This window comes from Paraburkholderia sp. UCT31 (genome assembly GCF_014397655.1).
Classification (GTDB): domain Bacteria; phylum Pseudomonadota; class Gammaproteobacteria; order Burkholderiales; family Burkholderiaceae; genus Paraburkholderia; species Paraburkholderia tuberum.
Genome location: NZ_VZQP01000028.1, coordinates 75577 through 96716 on the forward strand (window position 1 = coordinate 75577; position 21140 = coordinate 96716).

Annotated in this window: 20 protein-coding genes; 7 read left to right on the top strand and 13 right to left on the bottom strand. The window is 62.8% G+C overall.

All coding sequences use genetic code 11. From position 1 onward, the window contains the following. Positions 1-158 precede the first annotated feature (158 nt). The 7 genes from F6X40_RS23250 to F6X40_RS23280 form a co-directional block, all read right to left on the bottom strand. The gene (locus tag F6X40_RS23250; protein WP_187629363.1) at positions 159-1166 is read right to left on the bottom strand and encodes a galactitol-1-phosphate 5-dehydrogenase; all 1008 of its coding nucleotides are present in this window, start codon (positions 1164-1166) and stop codon (positions 159-161) included. 32 nt (positions 1167-1198) lie between these two features. After that, positions 1199-1966 (bottom strand): SDR family NAD(P)-dependent oxidoreductase, encoded by a 768-nt coding sequence (locus F6X40_RS23255; protein ID WP_187629364.1) that lies wholly within the window; start codon positions 1964-1966, stop codon positions 1199-1201. A 43-nt stretch (positions 1967-2009) separates the two neighbouring features. Beyond that, positions 2010-3323, bottom strand: a complete 1314-nt coding sequence (hisD, locus tag F6X40_RS23260; RefSeq protein WP_187629365.1) for a histidinol dehydrogenase — start codon at positions 3321-3323, stop codon at positions 2010-2012. A 100-nt stretch (positions 3324-3423) separates the two neighbouring features. Next, positions 3424-4482 (bottom strand): ABC transporter substrate-binding protein, encoded by a 1059-nt coding sequence (locus F6X40_RS23265; RefSeq protein ID WP_187629366.1) that lies wholly within the window; start codon positions 4480-4482, stop codon positions 3424-3426. Positions 4483-4547: 65 nt separating this feature from the next. Continuing rightward, the gene (locus F6X40_RS23270; RefSeq protein ID WP_187629367.1) at positions 4548-5354 is read right to left on the bottom strand and encodes an ABC transporter ATP-binding protein; all 807 of its coding nucleotides are present in this window, start codon (positions 5352-5354) and stop codon (positions 4548-4550) included. A gap of 39 nt (positions 5355-5393) precedes the next feature. After that, complete coding sequence (locus tag F6X40_RS23275) at positions 5394-6302, bottom strand: ABC transporter permease (protein ID WP_187629368.1); 909 nt, start codon at positions 6300-6302, stop codon at positions 5394-5396. Continuing rightward, entirely contained in the window at positions 6299-7081 is a 783-nt protein-coding gene (locus tag F6X40_RS23280) for an ABC transporter permease (RefSeq protein ID WP_187629369.1), read from the bottom strand. The genes F6X40_RS23275 and F6X40_RS23280 overlap by 4 nt, the downstream gene beginning before the upstream one ends. 197 nt (positions 7082-7278) lie before the next feature. On the opposite strand from F6X40_RS23280, the gene F6X40_RS23285 reads away from it, so the two are divergent. Next, positions 7279-8325 (top strand): substrate-binding domain-containing protein, encoded by a 1047-nt coding sequence (locus F6X40_RS23285; protein WP_187629370.1) that lies wholly within the window; start codon positions 7279-7281, stop codon positions 8323-8325. Positions 8326-8358: 33 nt separating this feature from the next. Here the strand turns inward: F6X40_RS23285 and F6X40_RS23290 are convergent, their stop codons facing one another. The 5 genes from F6X40_RS23290 to F6X40_RS23310 all read right to left on the bottom strand — a co-directional run bounded on the left by F6X40_RS23290 (position 8359) and on the right by F6X40_RS23310 (position 13445). Continuing rightward, the gene (locus F6X40_RS23290) at positions 8359-9360 is read right to left on the bottom strand and encodes an Ldh family oxidoreductase (RefSeq protein WP_187629371.1); all 1002 of its coding nucleotides are present in this window, start codon (positions 9358-9360) and stop codon (positions 8359-8361) included. Beyond that, the gene (locus F6X40_RS23295) at positions 9357-10358 is read right to left on the bottom strand and encodes a hydroxyacid dehydrogenase (protein ID WP_187629372.1); all 1002 of its coding nucleotides are present in this window, start codon (positions 10356-10358) and stop codon (positions 9357-9359) included. Before F6X40_RS23295 ends, F6X40_RS23290 begins: the two co-directional genes overlap by 4 nt. Further along, the gene (dctA, locus tag F6X40_RS23300; RefSeq protein WP_187629373.1) at positions 10355-11689 is read right to left on the bottom strand and encodes a C4-dicarboxylate transporter DctA; all 1335 of its coding nucleotides are present in this window, start codon (positions 11687-11689) and stop codon (positions 10355-10357) included. Before dctA ends, F6X40_RS23295 begins: the two co-directional genes overlap by 4 nt. Positions 11690-11916: 227 nt before the next feature. Beyond that, on the bottom strand, positions 11917-13092 hold the full coding sequence (locus F6X40_RS23305; RefSeq protein ID WP_184073948.1) for a UxaA family hydrolase: 1176 nt from the start codon (positions 13090-13092) through the stop codon (positions 11917-11919). 83 nt (positions 13093-13175) lie between these two features. After that, a complete protein-coding gene (locus F6X40_RS23310; protein WP_244144807.1) occupies positions 13176-13445 on the bottom strand; it encodes a UxaA family hydrolase in 270 nt (89 codons plus the stop codon). Positions 13446-13699: 254 nt separating this feature from the next. Here F6X40_RS23310 and F6X40_RS23315 point away from each other — a divergent pair, with 254 nt between their 5' ends. The 6 genes from F6X40_RS23315 (at position 13700) to F6X40_RS23340 (ending at position 19431) form a co-directional block, all read left to right on the top strand. Beyond that, positions 13700-14485 (top strand): GntR family transcriptional regulator, encoded by a 786-nt coding sequence (locus tag F6X40_RS23315; RefSeq protein WP_187629374.1) that lies wholly within the window; start codon positions 13700-13702, stop codon positions 14483-14485. 477 nt (positions 14486-14962) lie between these two features. Beyond that, positions 14963-15982 (top strand): ABC transporter substrate-binding protein, encoded by a 1020-nt coding sequence (locus tag F6X40_RS23320; RefSeq protein ID WP_187629375.1) that lies wholly within the window; start codon positions 14963-14965, stop codon positions 15980-15982. Between the two features lie 2 nt (positions 15983-15984). Further along, entirely contained in the window at positions 15985-16794 is an 810-nt protein-coding gene (locus F6X40_RS23325) for an ABC transporter ATP-binding protein (protein ID WP_262421519.1), read from the top strand. Then, positions 16787-17707 (top strand): ABC transporter permease, encoded by a 921-nt coding sequence (locus tag F6X40_RS23330; RefSeq protein ID WP_187629376.1) that lies wholly within the window; start codon positions 16787-16789, stop codon positions 17705-17707. The genes F6X40_RS23325 and F6X40_RS23330 overlap by 8 nt, the downstream gene beginning before the upstream one ends. A gap of 28 nt (positions 17708-17735) precedes the next feature. Beyond that, entirely contained in the window at positions 17736-18488 is a 753-nt protein-coding gene (locus F6X40_RS23335; RefSeq protein ID WP_018422887.1) for a sulfite exporter TauE/SafE family protein, read from the top strand. Positions 18489-18522: 34 nt separating this feature from the next. Then, positions 18523-19431, top strand: coding sequence for a LysR substrate-binding domain-containing protein (locus F6X40_RS23340; protein WP_187629377.1), 909 nt, complete (start codon positions 18523-18525; stop codon positions 19429-19431). Here the strand turns inward: F6X40_RS23340 and F6X40_RS23345 are convergent. Continuing rightward, complete coding sequence (locus F6X40_RS23345) at positions 19371-21122, bottom strand: L-aspartate oxidase (protein WP_187629378.1); 1752 nt, start codon at positions 21120-21122, stop codon at positions 19371-19373. The genes F6X40_RS23340 and F6X40_RS23345 overlap by 61 nt on opposite strands. Positions 21123-21140 lie beyond the last annotated feature (18 nt).

Below are 21140 nucleotides of genomic sequence, written 5' to 3' on the forward strand. Positions count from 1 at the left end.
CGACATTAGTACTATAATGTCGTGTTAATGGTTGGCGTGCGGATTGTTCAATCGTTAGTGTCGATGTCCTCGAGGCTTGGAAGCCGATCGAAGCCTGACGACAATGAGTCTGTCGCGGACAGTCTCGCTTTCCTGCTGGACTGCTCTATGGCCTAAATTTAGAAGCCCGGCGTCAGGACGACTTTCCCTGACGCCGTCCTGCCGTTCTGCAAATCGTCGAACGCCTGGCTTCCGGCATCGAGCGGCCGCACGTCGAGCCAATCCAGCGAACCGAACGCGCCTTCGTGCAACGCCGAAACCGTCGCGCGAAGATCCGCCATCGTATATGTGTACGTACCCAGCAGCGTGATTTCAGCGAGCGTCAGCTTGCGCATATCGATTTCGCTTGCCCAATCCTGGAGGCCGATGTGCATCACGACGCCGCCAGGCTTCACCGACGATAACGCGAGCGCGCGTGTCGGCTTTGCGCCCACGGCATCGATCACGAACTCAAACCGGCTTTCAGGCGCCGGCGCGTCCAACGGATCCCATGTCTCGCACTGCGCATGCTGCTGCGCCGAACGTCGACGCAGCGGATTGACCTCCGCCATTTCCACCGACCGGCAGCCGTACGATTTCAGTAACAACGCCGACAGCAATCCAATCGCCCCGCCGCCAATGACCAGCGCGCGGGTTTCCGGCAACGGTCTTTGCAGCGCGCGCATCGACAGATTCAGCGCATGCAGCGCCGTAGCAGCCGGCTCGGTCACCGCGGCGTGCGTTGCGGGCATCTCCTGCGGAATTTCGACAACGCATCCCGCAGGCAACGACATATATTGTGCGAATGCACCCGGACGCGTCATGCCGACCATCGTCCGGTTCGCGCACAGATTGTCGCGCCCCTGCACACAATATTCACAGTGCCCGCAGGTAATCAACGGATTGCCCGTGACGCGCAAGCCTTTCGTCAGATGCGGTGCGCGCGTCTGCACGATCGTGCCGGCGAACTCATGACCGAGAATGAGGCCGGGTTTGCGTCGCGGATCGTGGCCGTGGAATGCATGCATATCGGAGCCGCAAATACCGACCGCATCGATCCTGAGTATCACCTCGCCGTCGGCTGCCAGCGGTTCGGGCCGATCCAGCAACTGGAGCTCATTGGGCTGCGTGTAGACAAGTGCTTTCACAAGCGTTCTCCGTCGTGCAATTGCGTTACCGCCTACCGCGCGGTGTATCCGCCGTCGACCATGATGGTCTGGCCCGTGACGTACGCGGACGCGTCACTCGCAAGAAACACCGTGACGCCATACAGATCGTCGAGTTGTCCATTGCGTCCGATGCACGTGTTCTGCGCGTGCATGTCCGCGACGCGCGCGTCTTTGAAAACGGGAGCCGTCAGCGCAGTGGGGAAAAAGCCCGGCCCAATCGCGTTGCACGTGATGCCGTAGCGTGACCACGCCTGCGCGATAGCACGCGTCAATTGCACGACACCGCCCTTCGCCGCGCCGTATGGCGCGCTATCGTTGAATGCACGGTATGACTGCAGCGACGCGATGTTGATGATGCGACCATGTCCGCGCGCCTTCATCGAGGGTGCGAGCGCCTGCGTCATGAAGAACGGCGCGCCAAGATGCAGTGCGAGCTGCTGTTGCCACGCTTGCGGCGTCACTTCATCGAATGGTTGACGCAGATTGACGCCCGCCGCGTTGACGAGAATGTCAATCTGGCCGTGCTGTGCCGCTGCATCGAGCGCGCAGGCGCGCGCCGCATGCGCGTCGCTGAGATCGCACGCGTGCATGTGCGCATCAATACCGTCATCCCGCAGCCGCATTGCCGCTTCGTCGAGCGCATCACTTCGCCGCGCCACCAGCACGACGCGCGCACCCGCCCCGCCCAACGCGCGCGCCATCGCTTCGCCGACGCCCGAGTTGCCGCCGGTCACGAGCGCGGTTCTGCCATTCAGGTCGAATAGTCGAGCGATATTCAACGGTGTCCTCCTTCGTCGTACCGATTGCACATGCCGATGGCGTTCATACCTGTACCGGTTCGCCACGCACGAATGCTTCGTCGGGAAAGTACTTCTGCAAGCGGTCGTCAGCGGTACGGGCGTGGGCTTCCATGCCTTCGAGCCGCGAGATACGCGCCGTCACTTCGCCAATGCGCTTCGCCGCATCGCGCGTCATGCGCTGCCACGTCAACGTCTTCACGAACTTGTGCACCGAGAGCCCCCCTGAATAACGCGCTGCGCCCTTGGTGGGCAGAACGTGATTCGGACCGCTCGCCTTGTCGCCGAATGCGACCGTCGTTTCTTCGCCGAGAAAGAGCGAGCCGTAGCACGTCAGATGTTCGAGCCACCAGTCCAGATCGGCAGCCTGCACTTCGAGGTGTTCCGATGCATAGCGGTCAGACACGTCCACCACTTCCTCTCGCGTGTTGCACAGGATCACTTCGCCGTAGTCGCGCCACGCGGCGCCTGCGGCATCGTGTGCGGTCGGCGGCAACGCATCGATGAGTTGCGGAACCCGCTCAATGACCTCGTCGGCGAGCGCCTTCGACGTCGTGAACAACCATGCCGGCGACTCGTGGCCATGCTCGGCCTGGCCGACCAGATCGCTCGCGACCATCGCCGGGTCGGCACTGGCGTCGGCGATCACCGCCACTTCCGACGGCCCCGCGAAGACGTCGATCCCAACCTTGCCAAAGAGCGCGCGCTTCGCCTCCGCGACGAACTTGTTGCCCGGCCCCACCACAACGTCCGCCTGCTTGCCGGTAAAAAGCCCATACGCCATCGACGCAATCGCCTGCACGCCTCCCAGCGTCATCACGACATCGGCGCCTGCCGCCTTGAACGCATACAGCACATACGGATGGATGCCGCCTCCGCGAAACGGGCTCGAACAGGCAATCACCGTCTTCACGCCCGCTGCCTTGGCAGTCGCAACGCCCATGTATGCCGACGCGATATGCGCGTACCTGCCAGCAGGCGCATAACAACCGACCACGTTGACGGGCACCACTTTTTGCCCTGCCGTCACGCCTGGATAGAGTTCGACCGAGAAATCCCCAATCGAGCGCCGCTGGGCGAGCGCGAAGTCGAATACCTGTTGCGCGGCGAAATCGATATCGGCCTTCACGTGCGCGGGCACTTCGAGCGCACGCCGTTCGATCTCATCGGCGCAGACGATGATCGGACCGTCCCAGTTATCGAGTTTCTTCGCATACGCACGCGCGGCGTCTTCGCCATGCGCCTGAATCTGCGCAAGCATTTCACCGACGACCTGTTGCGCCGTCGCGGTCTCGGTTTCCGGCGTCTTGGCTGCTTTCTTCAGGTAAGTCACGCTCATCGCCTTCTCCTTCATCGATGTTAAAAATGATGCAAGCGCTTGCAGCGAGGGGCTTTTAAAAGGCCACACCGTGGCCTTTTTGCGCGATCGCGACCGCGCGTTATTTGCTGCCGTCCATTGCGAACGCCGCGAGTTTAGGGTCGCCCAACACACGCTTCATCGCGCTGTCGTCGATATAGTCTTTTGCTTCGGGGACGGACGCGAGCGCGCCCGATGCATGCATGAACTGCGCGATCTTCGTGAACGAATCGTCGGCCTGCGATACGCCTTTCGTGCGGTCCATCGCGGCGAGTTGCTGCTTCAGGTCGAAGGTCGGGCGCGTAGCGAATTCCTTGCGCATCGAATCGTCGCTGATGTTGACGCCGCCCTCCTGGTAAAACTTCTTCATCATCGCGACGGCCTGGTCAGGGTGCGCCTTCATCCACGCCCATGCATGCAGATAGACGGCGAGAAACTTTGCCACCTGATCGGGATGCTGCTTCTCGAATTCGCCACGCGTGACGAGCGCGCCGGGCACCGATGCGCCGCCGTCCTTACCGGAGCACAACACGCGCGCGCCCGCCTTCTCTTCGAGCGTATAGTCATACGGCGCCCACACGCCCGCATAATCAGCATTGCCCGACGACACAGCGGAAATGATCTCGGCCTGGCCCATGTTCTTGAGCGTCACATCAGCCTTCGTCAGCCCATACTTTTTCAGGCATGCCTGTACCGCGTAATCACCCGTCGAGTTGGACGTCAACACGATGGTTTGGCCTTTCAGCGACGCCGGATTGCGGCGCACCGCGTCATAACGCGCCTTGCTCGCCATCAGAACGTTGCCCTGCGATTCGTCGTTTGTCAGGCCGATCACCTGAATGCCGAAGCGCTGGTAGCCGAGCACCGCCGGCACGGAACCCGTGCCGCCCACGTCCCAGGATTTCGACGCCGCCGCCGCCATCTGCGGCACGCCTGCGGGAAACACCGAGAACTCGGGCTTCAATCCGACCTCTGCCCACCACCCTTTTTCGGTTGCGACATAGAACGGCAACGCCCAATACAGCGCGGGCTGATAGCTGACCCTGATCAGAGTGAGATCGGCGGACCACACGGTGCCCGGCAACGCCGCACTGCCCGCGCAGAGCAACGCAATGAAAGGGATCGCACGCAGACGTTTCATGTTGGTCTCCTGTTTTATGGGGTATTGCGCTCAGCCGTTGGAACCGGTGGCAGTTTTATGCAGCTTCATGCAGCGACACGTTCGACAGCGCCGTGTTCGTCGCGCAACGACTTCCAGATATGCGTGCGCAACCGGACGAACGATTCGAGATCCATCACGTCTTCGATCCGCTTGCACGCGTCCCAGCCATGCTGCTCGCGCACGGACTTCACATCGATCACTTCTTTCACGCGCCCCGGCCGGCCCGTCATCACGACGACGCGATCCGCGAGATACACCGACTCTTCGACCGCGTGCGTGATGAACAGCACCGTGCGCGGATTCACGCGCGTGAGCCGCACCAGTTCTTCCTGCATGACGACCCGGGTTTGGGCATCGAGCGCGCCGAACGGCTCGTCCATCAGCAGCACGCCGGGGTCGAGCGCATACGCGCGCGCGATCGCGACGCGCTGCTGCATGCCGCCCGATAGTTGATGCGGATACGCCTGCTCGTAGCCGCGCAGATTCATCAGCGACAGATAGCGTTCGATCGTTTCGCGTCTTGCGTCGGCGGCCATGCCCTTCGCGCGCAAGCCGAGATCGATGTTGTCCCGCACTGACTTCCACGGGAACAGCGCGAACTGCTGAAAGACGACCGCGCGATCGGGTCCTGGCCGTGTCACCTTGCGGCCCGCCACCGTCACGCTGCCCGAAGTCGGAAACTCGAGACCCGCGACCATCCGCAGACACGTCGTCTTGCCACAGCCCGACGGCCCGACGATCGCAACGAATTCCTTGTCGGCGATTTCCAGTTCGACGTGTTCCAGCGCGACGACGCTCGCCTTGTCGCGCCTGAACATGCGGGACACATCATTGAAACGAATCATGCTCATCGTGCGCTCCGTCACGGTTGAGAGAGTGAAGCCACGGTGCTAGTGCCGGGCCACGCGCCGGTTGCGCATCGCGTACGCTTCGATGCGTCCAAGCAACAGGTCGATTGCCGCGCCCACCATACCGATTGCGATCATCGCGCTCATCACCGTCGCAGTGTCGATTGCCGCTTGTCCCTTGACCATCATGTAGCCAATGCCGCTCGACGCGACGATCAGTTCGGCGCCGACCAGCGACATCCAGCCCAGTCCCGCCGCGACGCGCACACCTGCGATCACCGACGGCAACGCGCCTGGCAGCAGCACTTCGCAGACGATCATCCGGTTCGACGCGCCGAGCATGCGCGCCGCTTCGAGCAGCCTGCCGTCGACCTGCTGCGCACCGCGATAAGCATTGACGACGCACGGCGGAAACGCACCCGCAAAAATGATCAGCACCGGGCCACCGATGCCCGTGCCGAACCACAGCGCGGCAAACGGCACCCATGCAATCGGCGCGATGAAACGCACGGTTTCGAAGAGCGGCGTCACGCAGTAGTCGAGCCAGCGGAACCAGCCCATCGTCAGACCGAGCGGCACACCCAGCGCGACGGCCAGCAAAAAGCCCATCAGATAGCGCTGCAAGCTCGACCACAGATGCACTTCGAGCGTGTAACCGACAAACGGATGCGTGAGCAGATCGGCAAACTTGTGAACGACTGCAAGCGGCGTCGGTAGAAAGATCGCGGGGACGAGTTCTGCTGCCGATGCCAGCCACCAGATGCCGAAGAATGCGATCAGCCCCGCGGCATTCAACGTCCAGAGCGGCACGTTGCGTTGAGCCACAGCACGCCCAGGCTCGCCGACCATCTTGCGCTGGCGCAACGTGTGTGCCGCACTGCCGGACTCGCGATTGACGCCGACGGGCTCGATGTCAGGATGCGCGACACGGCGCAGATGACCCGGTTTCATCTGTTCGCTCTCCAAGGCATGAGTTGCCGTTCGATTTGCCCAAGCGCGACCGTCATCAACCATCCACACAGCGCGACCGTCAGCATCGCAACGACGATCATCGCCGGATAGATGTCGAGCGAGCCTTGCGTCAGCAGATGACCGAGACCTTTGACCGCACCGATCAGTTCGCCCGCCACGAGCGTCGTCCATGAGGCCTGCAATGAGAGGCGCAAGCCTGTGAAAATCATCGGCAGCGCGCCGGGAATCATCACTTCCAGCACGAAGCGCGAACGCCGCAAACCCAGCATCTCGGCGGCTTCGAGCATCGGCACGTCGAGATTGCGCACGCCCGCGAAACTGTTGATCACGCATGGCACGAACGCCGCGAACCAGATCACCATCACCTTCGCGGAGTCGCCGAGTCCAAGCCAGACGATCGCGAGCGGAATCCACGCGAGCGGCGGAATGGGTCGCAACAGCAGAAAGATCGGGTTGAAGAACGCTTGTGCACGCGGCGAGTAGCCCATCCAGAGGCCGAGCGGCACGCCCGTCACCGCCGCCGTCGCGAAGCCGTATAGAACGAGCTTCACGCTCTGCACGATGTGCTGGTCGAGACGGCCGTCGGCATAACCGTCCGTCACCACTTGGGCAAGCGCCTGCCAGGTATCGAACGGAGTGGGGAATCTCGACGCTGCGACGGTGCCTGTGAGAGCCGTCAGCACGTACCACGCGGCGAGCGTTGCAGCGAGCGTGCCGATGCTGCAAAGGAAGCGCGGTGAACGGAATGCGGGGAACACATTGTCTCCTGCCTGTTCAGCGGCGTGAAATGCAGCGCGCCGCGCAATGAAATGTAACCGCTTGCATTTTAATATAGACGCTATGATCACGGGTCACATCGGGATTTATACCAATTCGAATGATGTTGTACTGTCGTTCGCTTGCAATCGGGCACTACAATCAATTGAGCCTATCCAAACCTGTCTGATCTGCCGCAATGAATACCTTGCCACGCGCCCGTATCAGCGATGTCGCCACACTCGCCGGCGTCTCGACGGCAACTGTGTCGCGCGCTCTCTCCAACCCCGACATGGTGAAAGCGGACACGCGCGCGCGCATCCGTGATGCGATCGCCACGCTGGGATATGTGCCCGACGGCGCGGCGCGCGCGCTTGCGCTGGGCCGTGCGCGAATGGTCGGCGCCATCGTGCCGACGCTCGACAACGCGATCTTCGCGCGTGCGGTGCAAGGCTTGCAAACCACACTGTCGAATTCCGGCTATCAGTTGCTGATCTCCGCGCACGAGTACAACCTGTCCGCGGAAATCGAAGTCGTGCGCGCGCTGCTGGAACGTGCTGTAGACGCAATCGTTCTGGTCGGCACCGACCATGCGCCGCAAACCTATGAACTGATTCGCGCGAGCCACGTCGCGCTGCTGCTGACCTGGTCGCACGCCGAGCGCCCCGGCGCAGCCGGCAGCGGCGACGCAGATACACCGCCGTCGATTGGCTTCGACAACCAGTTGATCGGGCAACTGGCCGCTGAACATCTGCTCGAACTCGGTCATCGCCGCTTCGGCGTGATCTCGGGCTTCACGCGCCATAACGACCGCGCGCGTCAGCGGATCGAAGGCTTCCGGCGAACCCTTGCACAGCACGATATCCGTCTGCCTGATGCGAACGTCATCGAACAGCCATTCGGCTTCGAAGGCGGTCGCGCCGGGCTCAAGCTACTGACGCAATTGCGCCCTGCTCCAAGCGCCATTTTCTGCGGCAATGACGTGCTCGCGCTGGGTTGCCTGTTCGAAGCGCAATCGGCCGGTATCGCCGTGCCGCAGCAGTTATCGATTGTCGGTTGCGACAATCTGCCCATCGTCTCGCAGATCACACCAGGTCTCACTACCGTGCTGTTGCCCACTTACGAACTCGGCGAACGCGTCGCGCGCGCACTGCTGCGTTGGCTCTCGGACGGCGTGCCGCCGCAGCGCGAGTGTCTGCCGATCGAACTGATCGTGCGTGGCACGAGCGGTCCGGCGCCCGCGTGAAGTGCGCCTGGTTCCTTTCGGCGCATTCGCGCATCACGCGACCAATGTCTGCAACTGTGTGAGCAACGCATCGGGAATCTCGATTCCATCGCGGCTTGCCGCGTCGGCCAACGCATGCCGCCGTTGCCCTGGCAAACGGACATCCGCATCCTGCAACATCGCCGCGACAAGCGCCTCGACCCGTTCTACGTACATCTCATTGCCGGCCAGCGCGCCCGGATCGATGGCCCAGAACAGATGGCCGATCCGCGAACGTGCCCCCTCCTCGGTCAGGAACGATCCCGCTTCATAGCCGAAGTTCGCGCCCGCCAGCGCCGCCGCCAGCAGTTCGACCATCAGCGCGAGCATCGCGCCTTTCGCGCCGCCGAACGGCAGCATCATGCCGTCGAGCGCCGCCTTGGCGTCGGTGGTCGGCGTGCCGTCACGGGCGGTCGCCCAGCCGGACGGTATGGGCTTGCCATCGCGCGCCGCAACCATGATCTTGCCGCGCGCCACTTGCGACAGCGACAGGTCGACTATCAATGCGTCGCCATTGCGGCGCGGAAACACGGCGGCAATGGGATTGGTGCCGAATAGCGCATGACGCCCGCCCCACGCGGGCATCGCCGCCGGGGAATTGCTGAACGCAAGGCCCACCATGCCCGCCGCGCCGATCGCCTCCAGGTGATATGCGCCGACGCCGAAATGATGGCTGCGGGTCACGCTCGCCACTGCGCTGCCGTGTTCGCGCGCACGGCCGATCAAGGTCTCGACAGCAAGCGCGCAGGCGGGAAACGCCATGCCATCGGCGGCATCGACGAGCACGGCGGCGTTGCGCGTCGCAACGATGGAGGGCTTCGCCTGCGGATCGACGCGCCCGTTGCGCAACTGCGCGACGTACATCGGCAAACGCGAAACACCGTGCGACGACAACCCGCACGAGTCCGCATACACCAACGCGCGGGCCGTGGCCGTCGCGGTCTCCGGCGTTGCGCCCGCGTTGCGGACGGCGCGCGTCGCGAGTTCGAGCAGTTCGTCGGTTGAGACTCGCGTCATCGTGAAATTCCTTCGGTCACGTGTGAATCACGCTGCGCAAGCAGGGCCTCCGTCACGCGCGCCGCAACGAGCGTGCTGACACGTTCGTTCGACTGCATGGTCAGCCCCGCGATGTGCGGCGTGAGAATGAGGTTTGGTGCGTCGGCCAGCGGGGAACGGGCGGCGAGCGGCTCATCGTTGAAAACGTCGAGCGCCGCGCCGCCGATGCGGCCTTCGCGCAACGCCAAGGCAAGCGCCGCTTCATCGACGATCCCGCCGCGCGACGTGTTGACGATAATCGCGTGGCGCTTCAGCGCCGCGAGTTGCGATGCGCCGAGCAGATTGCGCGTGCTGTCGACGAGCGGCACATGCAGCGTGATCACATCGGCGGCACGCAACGCTTCGTCGATGCTCACGCGGCGTGCGCCGGTCGCGGCCCAGCACGCCGCGTCGGCCGGCTGCAGCGGATCGTAGGCGAGCACCTGCATGCCCAGCGCGCGCGCGAGCTGCGCAACGAGTTGCCCGATGCCGCCGAAGCCGATTACGGCAAGCGTGCTACCCGCCGCTTCGCGGCCATTCGAAAGCGCCGCGCGCGGCCATTTGCCCGCCGCGACCTCCATGCTCGAACGGTATGCACCGCGCAGCAGCATCAGTGCCGTGGCGAGCACGTACTCGGCCACCGCGCGTGCATTCGCACCCGTCGCCGGGAACACCGATACGTTGCGTTGCGCGCATGCGTCCAGATCGATGTTGTCGAGCCCGACGCCCAGACGCCCGACTACGCTCAGACGCGGCGCGGCATTGAGCAGCGCGGCCCTTACCTGCGTGCGATTGCGCACGATCAGCGCGTCGGCATCGGCCAGCAACGCGTTCAACGCAACGGGTTGATCGACAAGCGACGCATCGGCATGCACGTCGAAGCGCTCGCTGAGCGCTGCGACTGCGCAAGCGTCGATGAATTCGCTGATGACGATCTTCTTGCGCGTCGCGCGCGGATTCGTATTCAGGTTCGTGCTCAATTCGAGCGCTCCCGTACATACGCGGGCGGCGCCATGTCGTTGACATCGCTTGCGTTCGCTTGCGGCTCGCCGCGTTGAACTTCCGGCGGCGCGGCCAGCAGTTTGCGCGCGGCCTGCACATCGAATGCGCCTTCCCAGCGGGCGACGACAATCGTCGCCACCGCATTGCCGATCATGTTCACGATCGCGCGAACCTCGTTGAGCACGCGATCAATACCGAGTATCAGCGTAATGCCCGCAACCGGAATGATGTTGTGCGTCGACAGTGTCGCCGTCAGTGCGACCAGCGCCGCACCCGCCACGCCCGCGCCGCCCTTTGACGTCACCATCAATATCGCCAGCAGCCCGATCTGTTGCAGTAGCGTGAGATGGGTATTGGTGGCCTGCGCGATGAAGAGCGAGGTCATCGTCAGATAGATCGCGGCGCCGTCGAGGTTGAACGAATAGCCCGTCGGCAGCACGAGCCCGACTACCGGCTTCGGACACCCAAGCCGTTCGAGCTTTTCCATCAAACGAGGCAACACCGATTCCGTTGTAGACGTGCCCAATACGATCAGCAGCTCCTCACGCAGATACTTGAGCAGCGGCCACAACCCCACGCCCGCCCAGCGGCAGATCGTGCCCAGCACCAGGGCGATGAAGAGAATGCTCGTCAGATAGAAGCACACGATCAACAGGCCGAGTTGCTGCAACGTCGAAATGCCATATTTTCCGACTGTGAACGCCATCGCGCCGAACGCGCCAAGGGGAGCCAGGCGCATGATCATTTCGACGATCCGCATCAGCGCTTCGCCGCTCTGTTCGATCACGCGCGACAGGAAGCGGCTGCGCCGCGACATGATCGATAGCGCGATGCCGAACAACACCGAGAACAGCAACACCTGCAACAGATCGCCCCGCGCGAACGCGCCCACGACCGAATTCGGCACGATCTCTTCGAGGAAGCTGGTGTTCGACTGCGCGTGAACTTCCGTCACGTAATGGCTGACTGCATGCGTATCGAGCGTCTTCGGATCGATGTTCAGCCCGGAGCCGGGGTGCAGCAGATTGGCGACGACAAGGCCGATGACGAGCGCCACCGTCGTCACCGCTTCGAAGTACACGATGGTTTTGAGGCCGACGCGCCCGACCTGCTTGAGATTCTCCATCCGCGCGATGCCGACGGAGACGGTACAGAAGATCACCAGCGTGATCAGCATCTTGATGAGCCGGATAAAGGTATCACCGAACGGCTTCATCTGGACGCCCAGATCCGGCCAGAAATAACCGACGAGAATGCCTGCCGCAAGTCCGATCAGAACCTGCACGTAAAGATGTTTTAGCACGCGCAAGATGGTGTCTCCTCCACTCGCTGCTGCTGGAAAATGGAACAGCGCCGTGCGGCGCGTGCCGGGCTTCCTGGGCCCGAGACGTCACGCGTGCGCGCGCTGCTGCGAAAGCTCCATTGAATACAGGGGATCCGAAGCTGACGCGAAGCTAACTGTCATCGCAGCCGCCTGCGCGATCAGGATTCATGCGCCATGCAGCGCGGCCCGTCGCGAGGACGGGCCCGGAGAAATTACGCGCTTTCGAACAGGCGCGTCAACACGAACTCGCGGTGGCCCAGCGCTTCCGCCGACGTAAAGCGCCCGTTCGCGGTGCGCAGCATCGATTCCAGCAGTTTGTCGCCAGCCTGATCGAGATTCTGTTCGCGCTGCAATAGTCCCGACACATCCACGTCGATATGCTCGCTCATCGTGCGCACCGTACGCGGGTTCGCGCAAATCTTGATGACAGGCACGATCGGATTGCCGATCACGTTGCCCTGCCCGGTCGGGAAGAGATGCACGGCAAAGCCCGACGCGGCGCACAGCGTCACCATCTCGGCCGCGGCTGACGACGAATCCATGAACCACAAGCCCGGCCCCGTCGGTTCCTCGGCCTTGTCGAGCACGCCGTCGACGCTGCACTTCTTGCCGATCTTCTGGATATTGCCCAGCGCTTTTTCTTCGATGGTCGTCAGGCCGCCCGCGATGTTGCCTTTGGTCGGCTGCGACTCCGACAGATCGTCGGTCTTCCAGCGGTTGATCATGTCCTGATAGCGGTCGAACATGAACTGGAAGCGCTCGCGCACCTGGTCGTTCGCGCAACGCGCGGCAACGATCTGCTCGCCGCCCGTGAGTTCGGACGTCTCGCCGAAGACGAGCGTCGTGCCCAACCCGTAGAGCTTGTCGAACGCATTGCCGACAGTCGGGTTCGCGCCGCAGCCGGACGTGGTATCGGATTCGCCGCATTTCGTGGATACCCACAGGTCCGAAATCGGGCATTCTTCGCGATCGAGAGACGTGGCGTACTGCACCATCTCTTTCGCGGTTTTCGACGCACGCATGATCGTATCGTGATCGCCATGCAGTTCGATGCCGAAGCCCATCACCGGCTTGCCTGACTTCGCAATGCCGTCTACGACGCGCTTGGTCCAGCCTTCCTCGATCCCGATCACGACGACCGCCGCGACATTCGGGTTGCAGCCGGCGCCGATCAGCGTGCGGAAATGCAGATCGAGGTCGGCGCCGAACTGCAGGCGGCCGTATGGATGCGGTAGCGCCATCGTGCCTTTGATGGCCGTCTCGACGGCCAGCGCGGCGGCGTTCGACAAATCGTCGACGGGCAGGATGATCACATGGTTACGCACGCCGACGCGTCCATTGGAACGGCGAAACCCGCGGAAAGTGGTGTTCTGGTCAATCACGCTCATGGTGGCTCTCTTCGATCTGGCTCTGTTGAGTGGGGAAGCTCGCTCGCAATGTCGATGCGCGAGCTGGTCGATCCTCGCGCCGGCTACCAGCGCTTCGTCTTGATGTTGTGAACATGCGCATGTTCACCCGCGCGGATCGGCGCAACGACCTTGCCGATGTCCACGCCGTACTTGAACACCGTGTCGCCGACCGCCATGTCTTTCAGCGCCACCTTGTGACCGATCGGAATGTTCTGTTTCGCCGAGATCGTCACGACCTCGTCGTCGTCCATGATCCACGCGTTCAACTGGGTCCCCGCCTTGATGCCTTCGACAACCGCCACACCGACGGTGTCTTTCGCTTCGTGCAGCACGATATGAATCGTTTTGCGGTCTGACGAAGGGCTGGCGGAAGATCCTTCACCGGATTGTTGCGGTGCACCTGCTGCGGTGTGGCTCATCAGTTGTCTCCAGTCTGTTGGTACGGTTTGGTTCGCCTGCGTGAACCCATCTTAGGCGGCACATTTGCATATGTCAACCATATCATCTATATGTGTTTGATGAACCGTATGAAGTAGAATCAATTGAAAGACAGCAGCAATGAAGATGCAACGACAGGATGAGATCGATGAATACGTTGACGACGGGTATCAATCTACCGAACGGTGCGGCCACCACGCCGGCAATCGGCGGCACGCGCTACAAGGAAGTGAAGAATGCGATGCTGGCCGCGCTGGCCGCGCACGAATGGAAGGGCGGCGAAACGATTCCTTCGGAAAAGCGGCTGGCCGAACGCTTCGGCGTATCGATCGGCACGCTGCGCAAGGCAATCGACGAACTGGTGGCCGACAACATTCTGGTGCGGCATCAGGGGCTCGGTACTTTCGTCGCGCAACACCAGCGTGATCGTCATTTCTTCCGCTTCTTCCGCATCGTGCGCCAGGACGGCGACAAGACCTACCCGACCGTAACGCTCGTGCAGTTCAGGAAGGCCAAGGCTACGCGCGATATCGCGACGCTGCTGAAAGTCGCAACGGGCGCGCGCGTGTTCACGTTCATCAACCGTCTGGCGCTGCATGGCGAAACGGTGATGATCGACAACATCACCGTACCCGAGGCGCGTTTTCCGGGCCTGACGGAAGCCGCGCTGCGCAGCCGGCCGAGCACGCTGTACAACTTCTATCAGGATGCGTTCAACATCAACGTGCTCGGCACCGAGGAACGCGTGCGCGTCGCGGTAGCCAATGAACTCGAAAGCAAACTGCTGGAAGTGCCGCACGGCACGCCGCTTCTTGAAGTGCGGCGCGTCGCGTATTCGTATCATCAGGCGCCCGTCGAAGTGCGGATCTCGCATGCGAACACCGCACGCTACGAATACGTCGGTGCTTCGGCATCGCACGAAGAGCCGCTCTGACAAGGCCAGAAGCCAAGCGCGGTGCGCAGCGCCAAAAGCCTCCGGCCGCGCGCCGCACATGTCACGTTTTCCCGCATTTGCAATCAACAGCACGATCACCTACACTCGCTACTCATACAGATGAGTTAAATCACACGGCGCTGAATTCGCTGAATGCCACAGTCACCGAAGCAAGGCATTTCACGCGCGATCCGGTTGCCCACAACACACCATCTGTGAACCTGATTCCGGCCGCGTCGCGCAAACCGTTTTGTCGCGAGCAGGCCGGCAACAAGGAGACACTCACGATGCGTACCCCGCCTCATCGTCATCCCGCTCATGTCCTTCATGTCGCGCCTTGCCGCGTGACGCATGCGTTGCGCCGGCCGCAGCCACGCGAGACCGAATAAGCACACGCAGCCCCTACCCATCCGGTTTATCCGGTGTCGCATTTCAACAGATTGGCCGTGCCGTTCCTGTCGCAAGGAGTGTCCAGCAATGAGCCTTCGTAAAGTTGCCGTATTTCTCTCAACGCTGCTCGCTCTCGGCGCAGCTCTCGCCAGTGCGCCCGCCCGCGCCGAACTGTCGGAGATCCGGATCGCGCGCCAATACGGCGTCAGCTATTTGCCGCTGATGCTGATGCAGGATCAGAAGCTGATCGAAAAGCACGCCGCGCAACTGGGCGTGCCGAATCTGAAAGTGTCATGGGTCGAATTCGCGGGCGGCAACGTGATGAACGACGCGCTGCTGTCCGATTCGTTGCAGATCGCGTCAGGCGGCGTCGCGCCGCTCGTGCTGCTGTGGGCGCGTACGCGCGGCACGCCCGTCGAGGTCAAGGCGCTGTCGGCGATCAATTCGATGCCGCTGCTGTTGAACACCAACAATCCGACGGTGAAAACGTTGAAAGACTTCACCGGCAAGGACAAGATCGCGCTGCCCGCAGCGAAGGTGTCGATCCAGGCAATCACGTTGCAAATGGCCGCGGAAAAGGCCTTCGGCGCCGGCAACCAGGGGCAGCTCGATAAATACACCGTCTCGCTGGCTCATCCCGATGCGCAGCAGGCGCTGCTGTCGGGCAATAGCGAAGTGACCGCGCATTTCGGCTCGCCGCCGTTTCAGGAACAGGAATTGGCCCACCCTGGCGTGCGCACCGTTGTGAATTCGTATGACGTTCTGGGCGGCAAGTCGACATTCAATCTGGTCTGGTGCATGACGAAGTTCTACCAACAGAATCCGAAACTCGTGCAAGCCTTCATGGCCGCGCTCGACGATGCCGAAGCGCAGATCACGAGGGACAAGCACGCGGCCGCACTCGCCTACCTGCGCATCAGCAAGGACAAGAGCAATGTCGCCGACATCGAAAAGATGATTTCGTCGCCCGATGTCGCCTTCACGACCACGCCCGAAAACACGGTCAAATACGCGGATTTCATGGCACGCACGGGCCTGATCAAGACCAAACCCGCCTCGTGGAAGGACATGTTCTTTCCGACCGCCCAATCGCTTCAAGGGAGTTGATCATGCATCGCACGCGTGCTGGAGCCACCCGCGCCACATCCTCGCCGAGCGGCATGCCGTTACTGGATGTCGCCGGCGTAACGCTGCAATACAAGACGCCGCGGCATCTCGTGATGGCAACGTATCGCGTCGACTTTCAGGTATTCGAAGGCGACCGTTTCGTTTTGCTTGGGCCATCGGGTTGCGGGAAGTCGACGTTGCTCAAGAGCGTCGGCGGCTATCTGCTGCCGACGGAAGGTTCGATCACGCTGAAGGGCAAGACGGTGACGAAGCCGGGCCCCGACCGGATGATGGTCTTTCAGGAATTCGACCAGTTGCTGCCGTGGAAGACGGTCAAGCAGAACGTGATGTTTCCGCTGCTCGCTTCGCACCGGCTGTCGGCGCGCGAAGCGGAACAGCGCGCGATGCATTACATCGACAAGGTCAACCTCACGAAATTCGCGGACAGCCATCCGCATACGTTATCGGGCGGCATGAAGCAGCGCGTGGCGATTGCGCGCGGCATGGCGATGGAACCGGACATCCTGCTGATGGACGAGCCGTTCGCCGCACTCGATGCGCTCACGCGCCGCAAGATGCAGGACGAACTGCTGACGCTATGGCAGGAAACGCGCTTCACCGTGCTATTCGTCACGCATTCGATTCCGGAAGCGATCAAGGTCGGCAGCCGGATTCTGTTGCTGTCGCCGCACCCGGGGCAGGTCAAGGCAGAACTCGATACGGCGGCGGCAGGTGAATCTGCTGCCACGCTCGAAAAACGCATCCAGCACATGCTGTTCGAAGACGAAATCCACGAGGCAGAGAATGTCTGACGCTACCGCACACGGTTCTGCATCCGTCCATCCGCCCCGTGACGACATGATCACGCGCGCGCCGCGCGGCGAGATCATTCGCGAACCCAGCGATGCACAGCATTTCAGCGTCGTCGAAAAGCCGCTGTCACCGTTCGAGCGCCTGTACAACCAGAGCTGGCTGCGCAAGTTCCTGATCCTCGCGCTGCTCGCTCTGGTCTGGGAAGGCTACGGACGCTGGCTCAACAATCCGTTGCTGTTTCCCACTTTCAGCGCGACCGTCGACGCGTTCTGCACGAGCATCGCAAACGGCGAACTGCCCGGCAAGGCATGGGCGTCGATCCACGTATTGCTGCTCGGCTACGGCTGCGGTCTGCTGCTGGCCGCGTTGCTGACGGTCGCCGCGATCACGTCGCGCATCGGCACGGACTTTCTCGAAACGATGACGTCGATGCTCAACCCGCTGCCCGCCATCGCGCTGCTGCCGCTCGCGCTGATCTGGTTCGGGCTCGGCAACGGCAGCCTGATCTTCGTGCTCGTGCATTCGGTGACATGGTCGGTCGCGTTGAATACGCACTCGGGCTTTCTGTCGGTGAGCAACACGCTGAAAATGGTCGGGCGCAACTATGGGTTGCGCGGCGGGCGCTACGTCGCCGCGATTCTGGTGCCCGCTGCGTTCCCGAACATTCTGACCGGCCTGAAGATCGGCTGGGCCTTCGCGTGGCGCACGCTGATCGCGGCGGAACTCGTGTTCGGCGTGAGTTCGGGTTCCGGCGGCCTCGGCTGGTTCATCTACGAAAACAAGAACCTGCTCGACATCGCGAACGTGTTCGCGGGTCTGTTCACGGTGATTCTGATTGGCCTCGCCGTCGAAAACCTGATCTTCCGCGTACTCGAACGCCATACCGTGCAACGCTGGGGCATGCAGTCGTGAAGCATGGCGTGCACGCACGGGAGGCTCGTTGCTAAGCGCCGACATCGCGCTGCTGGTGATTGGAGGCAGCGCGGTCGCCGGCTTCGTGTCGGGGCTGGCGGGATTTGCGTTCGGTCTCGTCGCGATGGTGTTCTGGGCATGGGCGCTGCCGCCGCAAGCGATCGGGCCGATGCTCGTGGTCGGCTCGCTGGTCGGACAGATGCTAACCGTGCATACGGTGCGCTCGCAGATACGGCCGAAGATCATCGGTCCGTTCATCGCAGGAGGCATTGTCGGCGTGCCGATCGGCGCGACGCTGCTGCCGTTCATCGATCCCGTCGGCTTTCGGATCGGCGCCGGTCTGCTGATGATCGTCTATTGCGGCGTGATGCTCGCCGCGAAAGATCTGCCGACGGTGACGGCAGGCGGTGCCTGGGCGGACGGCGGCGTCGGTGTGGTCGGCGGCATTCTGGGCGGCATTGCGGGGCTCGTCGGTCCGGCACCGACCATATGGTGCATGCTGCGCGGTCACAACAAAGATACGCAGCGCGCGATCTGCCAAAGCTTTTTCATCGCGATGCAATCGCTGACGCTCGTCACGTATGCACTGACGGGCCTGATCGGCAAGCAGACGTTAGTACTCTTCGCCTGGATGCTGCCGTCGTCGCTGCTGTTTGCGTGGCTCGGCTCACGGCTTTATCGGCGTCTGTCGGACACCGCGTTTCGGCGGGTGCTGCTTGCGCTGCTGTTCGCTTCGGGCGTGGCGCTGCTGGGCTCATCGCTTGTTCACGCGATAAAGTAATGCCGATGCGGCAACGTCAAGCGGAGTGAGCGTCATGAGTGCGATTCGCTATTTCGTCACGTTTCTGTCCGTCGCGCGCCACGGCTCGTTCGCCGCAGCCGCCGACGAAGTGTGTCTCACGCAGGCCGCCGTGAGCCTGCAGATGCGTTCACTGGAACGCGATCTCGACATGGTGCTGTTCGAACGGAGCGCGCGCTCGGTCGCATTGAGCGAACAGGGACGCACGATCGTGCCGCTCGCCGAAACGCTGGTCGCCAACTATCGGCGGATTCTGGCCACGGCGGGCCGCGACGAACTGGCGGGCGTCGTGCGGGTCGGCGCGCTGGTGTCGTCGCTGATGGGCGCGTTCGCCGATGCGATGCTGAATCTGAAACGCCGCTACCCGCGCCTCGAACTGAAGCTTTTCACGGGCCTGTCGAGCGACTTCACGCTACGCGTGGAGAACGGAGAACTCGACGCCGCCATCGTCACGCAGTCGCCCACCGGCTTTCCCGCCGCGTTGAAGTGGACGGTGCTGTATCACGAGCCGATGGTGCTGATCTCGTCGGCTGACAATCCGCGCGCGCACGTCGACACGCTGCTGCGTGAGCCGTTCATCCGTTTCGACCGGCAGACGTGGACAGGCATGCTGATCGACGACGCGCTGCGCGGCCTCGACGCTTCCGTGCACGACATCATGGAGCTGAACTCGCTCGAATCGATCTGCGAAATGGTGAAGCGCGGTTTCGGCGTTTCGGTAGTGCCGCGTCTCGCGAATGCGAACTGGAATCACGAATCAGGGCTGCGCGTGACCGAGTTGCCCGAGCGGATCGCGCCGCGCCGCGTCGGCCTGCTGGAACGGCGCGAACACGGACGCGAAGCGTTCACGGCCGCCGTGAAGCGTCACTTCACGACGGCGGCCGACGTTTGCGCCAGTGGCAATGATTCGTCGAGCAGCGACTGACCAGGCTTCACGCGCGTGAACTGCACGCGCCGGCGGCTGGTTTCGAAGGCGTTCTGCTGAAGCCGCAGGCATACATACTCGGATGTGTCCAGATCTCCGGCGTCGGGAAAGTCTTCGCGGAAATGCGCGCCGCGCGAATTCTCGCGCAGCAACGCCGACTCGGTGATCGCGCGGCTCACGAGCGTCAGGTTGTGCAGGTTCATCCAGTCGTGCCACGACAGGTTGAAGCGCAGATCGCGTCCATCGACACCCGTGCGGTCCAGCCGTTCGCCGATGTCGATCAACGCGCTTCTCGCGCGCAGCAAGCCCTGCTCGTCGCGCAGGATGCCGACGTCGCGCCACATCAACTCGTACAGGTCGTCGCGGATCGATTCGAGATCGCCCGCAGGCAGGCCGAGCGGCCGCGTGCAACGTTCGATGGCGCGCTCGATCTGACTGGCATCGGCGGTGGCGAGGCGCCCATGGTGCGGCACCCAGCGCGCGAGCGTCTCACCCGCAATGCCGCCGAACACCGTCGAATTCGCGACGCCGTTGCCGCCCAGCCGGTTCGCGCCGTGCACGCCGCCCGCATCCTCGCCCGCGACGAAGAGGCCCGGCAGCGTCGTCGAACAGTCGGTCTCGAACAGCACGCCGCCCATCATGTAGTGCGCGGTCGGCACCACTTCGACCTGGCCGCCCGCCAGATCGAAGCCGCAATCCGCGCAGCGTTCGACCATGCCCTTGAAACGCTGGCGCACGCTGTCGGGCCCGAGATGATCCATGCGCAGATAGACGCCGCCGTTCGGCGTCGTGTTGCCCGCGCGCAGTTCACGGAAAATGCTGCGCGAGACGATGTCACGCGTCGCGCGCTCGCCGCGCGGATCGTAGCGGTGCATAAAGCGCTCGCCGTCGCCCGTCAGCAGATAGCCGCCCGCGCCGCGCAGCCCTTCTTCGAGCACGGTGCCCGTCATGCGCGTATGAGTGCCCGCCAGCAAGCCCGTCGGGTGGAACTGCACCATCTCCATGTCGCGCAACGTGAGGCCGGCACGCAGCGCCATCGCCATGCCGTCGCAACTCTTGTCTGCGCTCGGCGTGTGGTACTTGTACATCGTGGGGCCGCCGCCCGTCGCGAGCAGCACGGCCTTCGCGCGCACGAAGACGAATTCGCCGCTGCGAATGTCGATCATCAGCACGCCGGCCAGTGCGCTGCCGTCTTCGGACTCGATGAATTCCACCGCGCGATGTTCTTCGAGCCGCTCGATCCCGCGCGCCCACACCTGTTCGGCAAGCCGGTTGATGATCTCGATGCCAGTCTGATCGCCCTTGTGCACCGTGCGGTCGAAGGTTTGCCCGGCGAATGCCTTCTGCTTCAGCGTGCCGTCCGGGTTGCGGTCGAAGAAGCAGCCCAGTTCGTTTTCGAGTTCGTTTATCCGCTCGACCGCGCGTGTCACCAGCGTCCACGCGAGTTCCTGGTTCGACAGCCATTTGCCGCCTTCGATCGTATCCATGAAGTGACGTTCGATCGAATCGCCCTGTGCCAGCGCGACGTTATAGCCGCCCTGCACCATGCGCGTACAGCCGCATTTGCCGAGCAATCCTTTCACGGCGATCGTGATGCGCAACTGCGGCGCGTCGGCCTGCGCATGCAGCGCGGCAAACAGGCCCGCGCCGCCGCTGCCGAGAATCAGGATGTCGGTATCCACGTGCTTCATGGTCGGTTCCCGTGATGA

Excerpts from the sequence above, each read along its gene's own strand:
- F6X40_RS23275 (WP_187629368.1), bottom strand. The coding sequence starts at position 6,302 with ATGAAACCGGGTCATCTGCGCCGTGTCGCGCATCCTGACATCGAGCCC.
- F6X40_RS23340 (WP_187629377.1), top strand. The coding sequence starts at position 18,523 with ATGAGTGCGATTCGCTATTTCGTCACGTTTCTGTCCGTCGCGCGCCAC.
- F6X40_RS23270 (WP_187629367.1), bottom strand. The coding sequence starts at position 5,354 with ATGAGCATGATTCGTTTCAATGATGTGTCCCGCATGTTCAGGCGCGAC.
- F6X40_RS23285 (WP_187629370.1), top strand. The coding sequence starts at position 7,279 with ATGAATACCTTGCCACGCGCCCGTATCAGCGATGTCGCCACACTCGCC.
- F6X40_RS23315 (WP_187629374.1), top strand. The coding sequence starts at position 13,700 with ATGAATACGTTGACGACGGGTATCAATCTACCGAACGGTGCGGCCACC.
- F6X40_RS23265 (WP_187629366.1), bottom strand. The coding sequence starts at position 4,482 with ATGAAACGTCTGCGTGCGATCCCTTTCATTGCGTTGCTCTGCGCGGGC.
- F6X40_RS23345 (WP_187629378.1), bottom strand. The coding sequence starts at position 21,122 with ATGAAGCACGTGGATACCGACATCCTGATTCTCGGCAGCGGCGGCGCG.
- hisD (WP_187629365.1), bottom strand. The coding sequence starts at position 3,323 with ATGAGCGTGACTTACCTGAAGAAAGCAGCCAAGACGCCGGAAACCGAG.
- F6X40_RS23325 (WP_262421519.1), top strand. The coding sequence starts at position 15,985 with ATGCATCGCACGCGTGCTGGAGCCACCCGCGCCACATCCTCGCCGAGC.
- F6X40_RS23330 (WP_187629376.1), top strand. The coding sequence starts at position 16,787 with ATGTCTGACGCTACCGCACACGGTTCTGCATCCGTCCATCCGCCCCGT.
- F6X40_RS23305 (WP_184073948.1), bottom strand. The coding sequence starts at position 13,092 with ATGAGCGTGATTGACCAGAACACCACTTTCCGCGGGTTTCGCCGTTCC.
- F6X40_RS23320 (WP_187629375.1), top strand. The coding sequence starts at position 14,963 with ATGAGCCTTCGTAAAGTTGCCGTATTTCTCTCAACGCTGCTCGCTCTC.
- F6X40_RS23290 (WP_187629371.1), bottom strand. The coding sequence starts at position 9,360 with ATGACGCGAGTCTCAACCGACGAACTGCTCGAACTCGCGACGCGCGCC.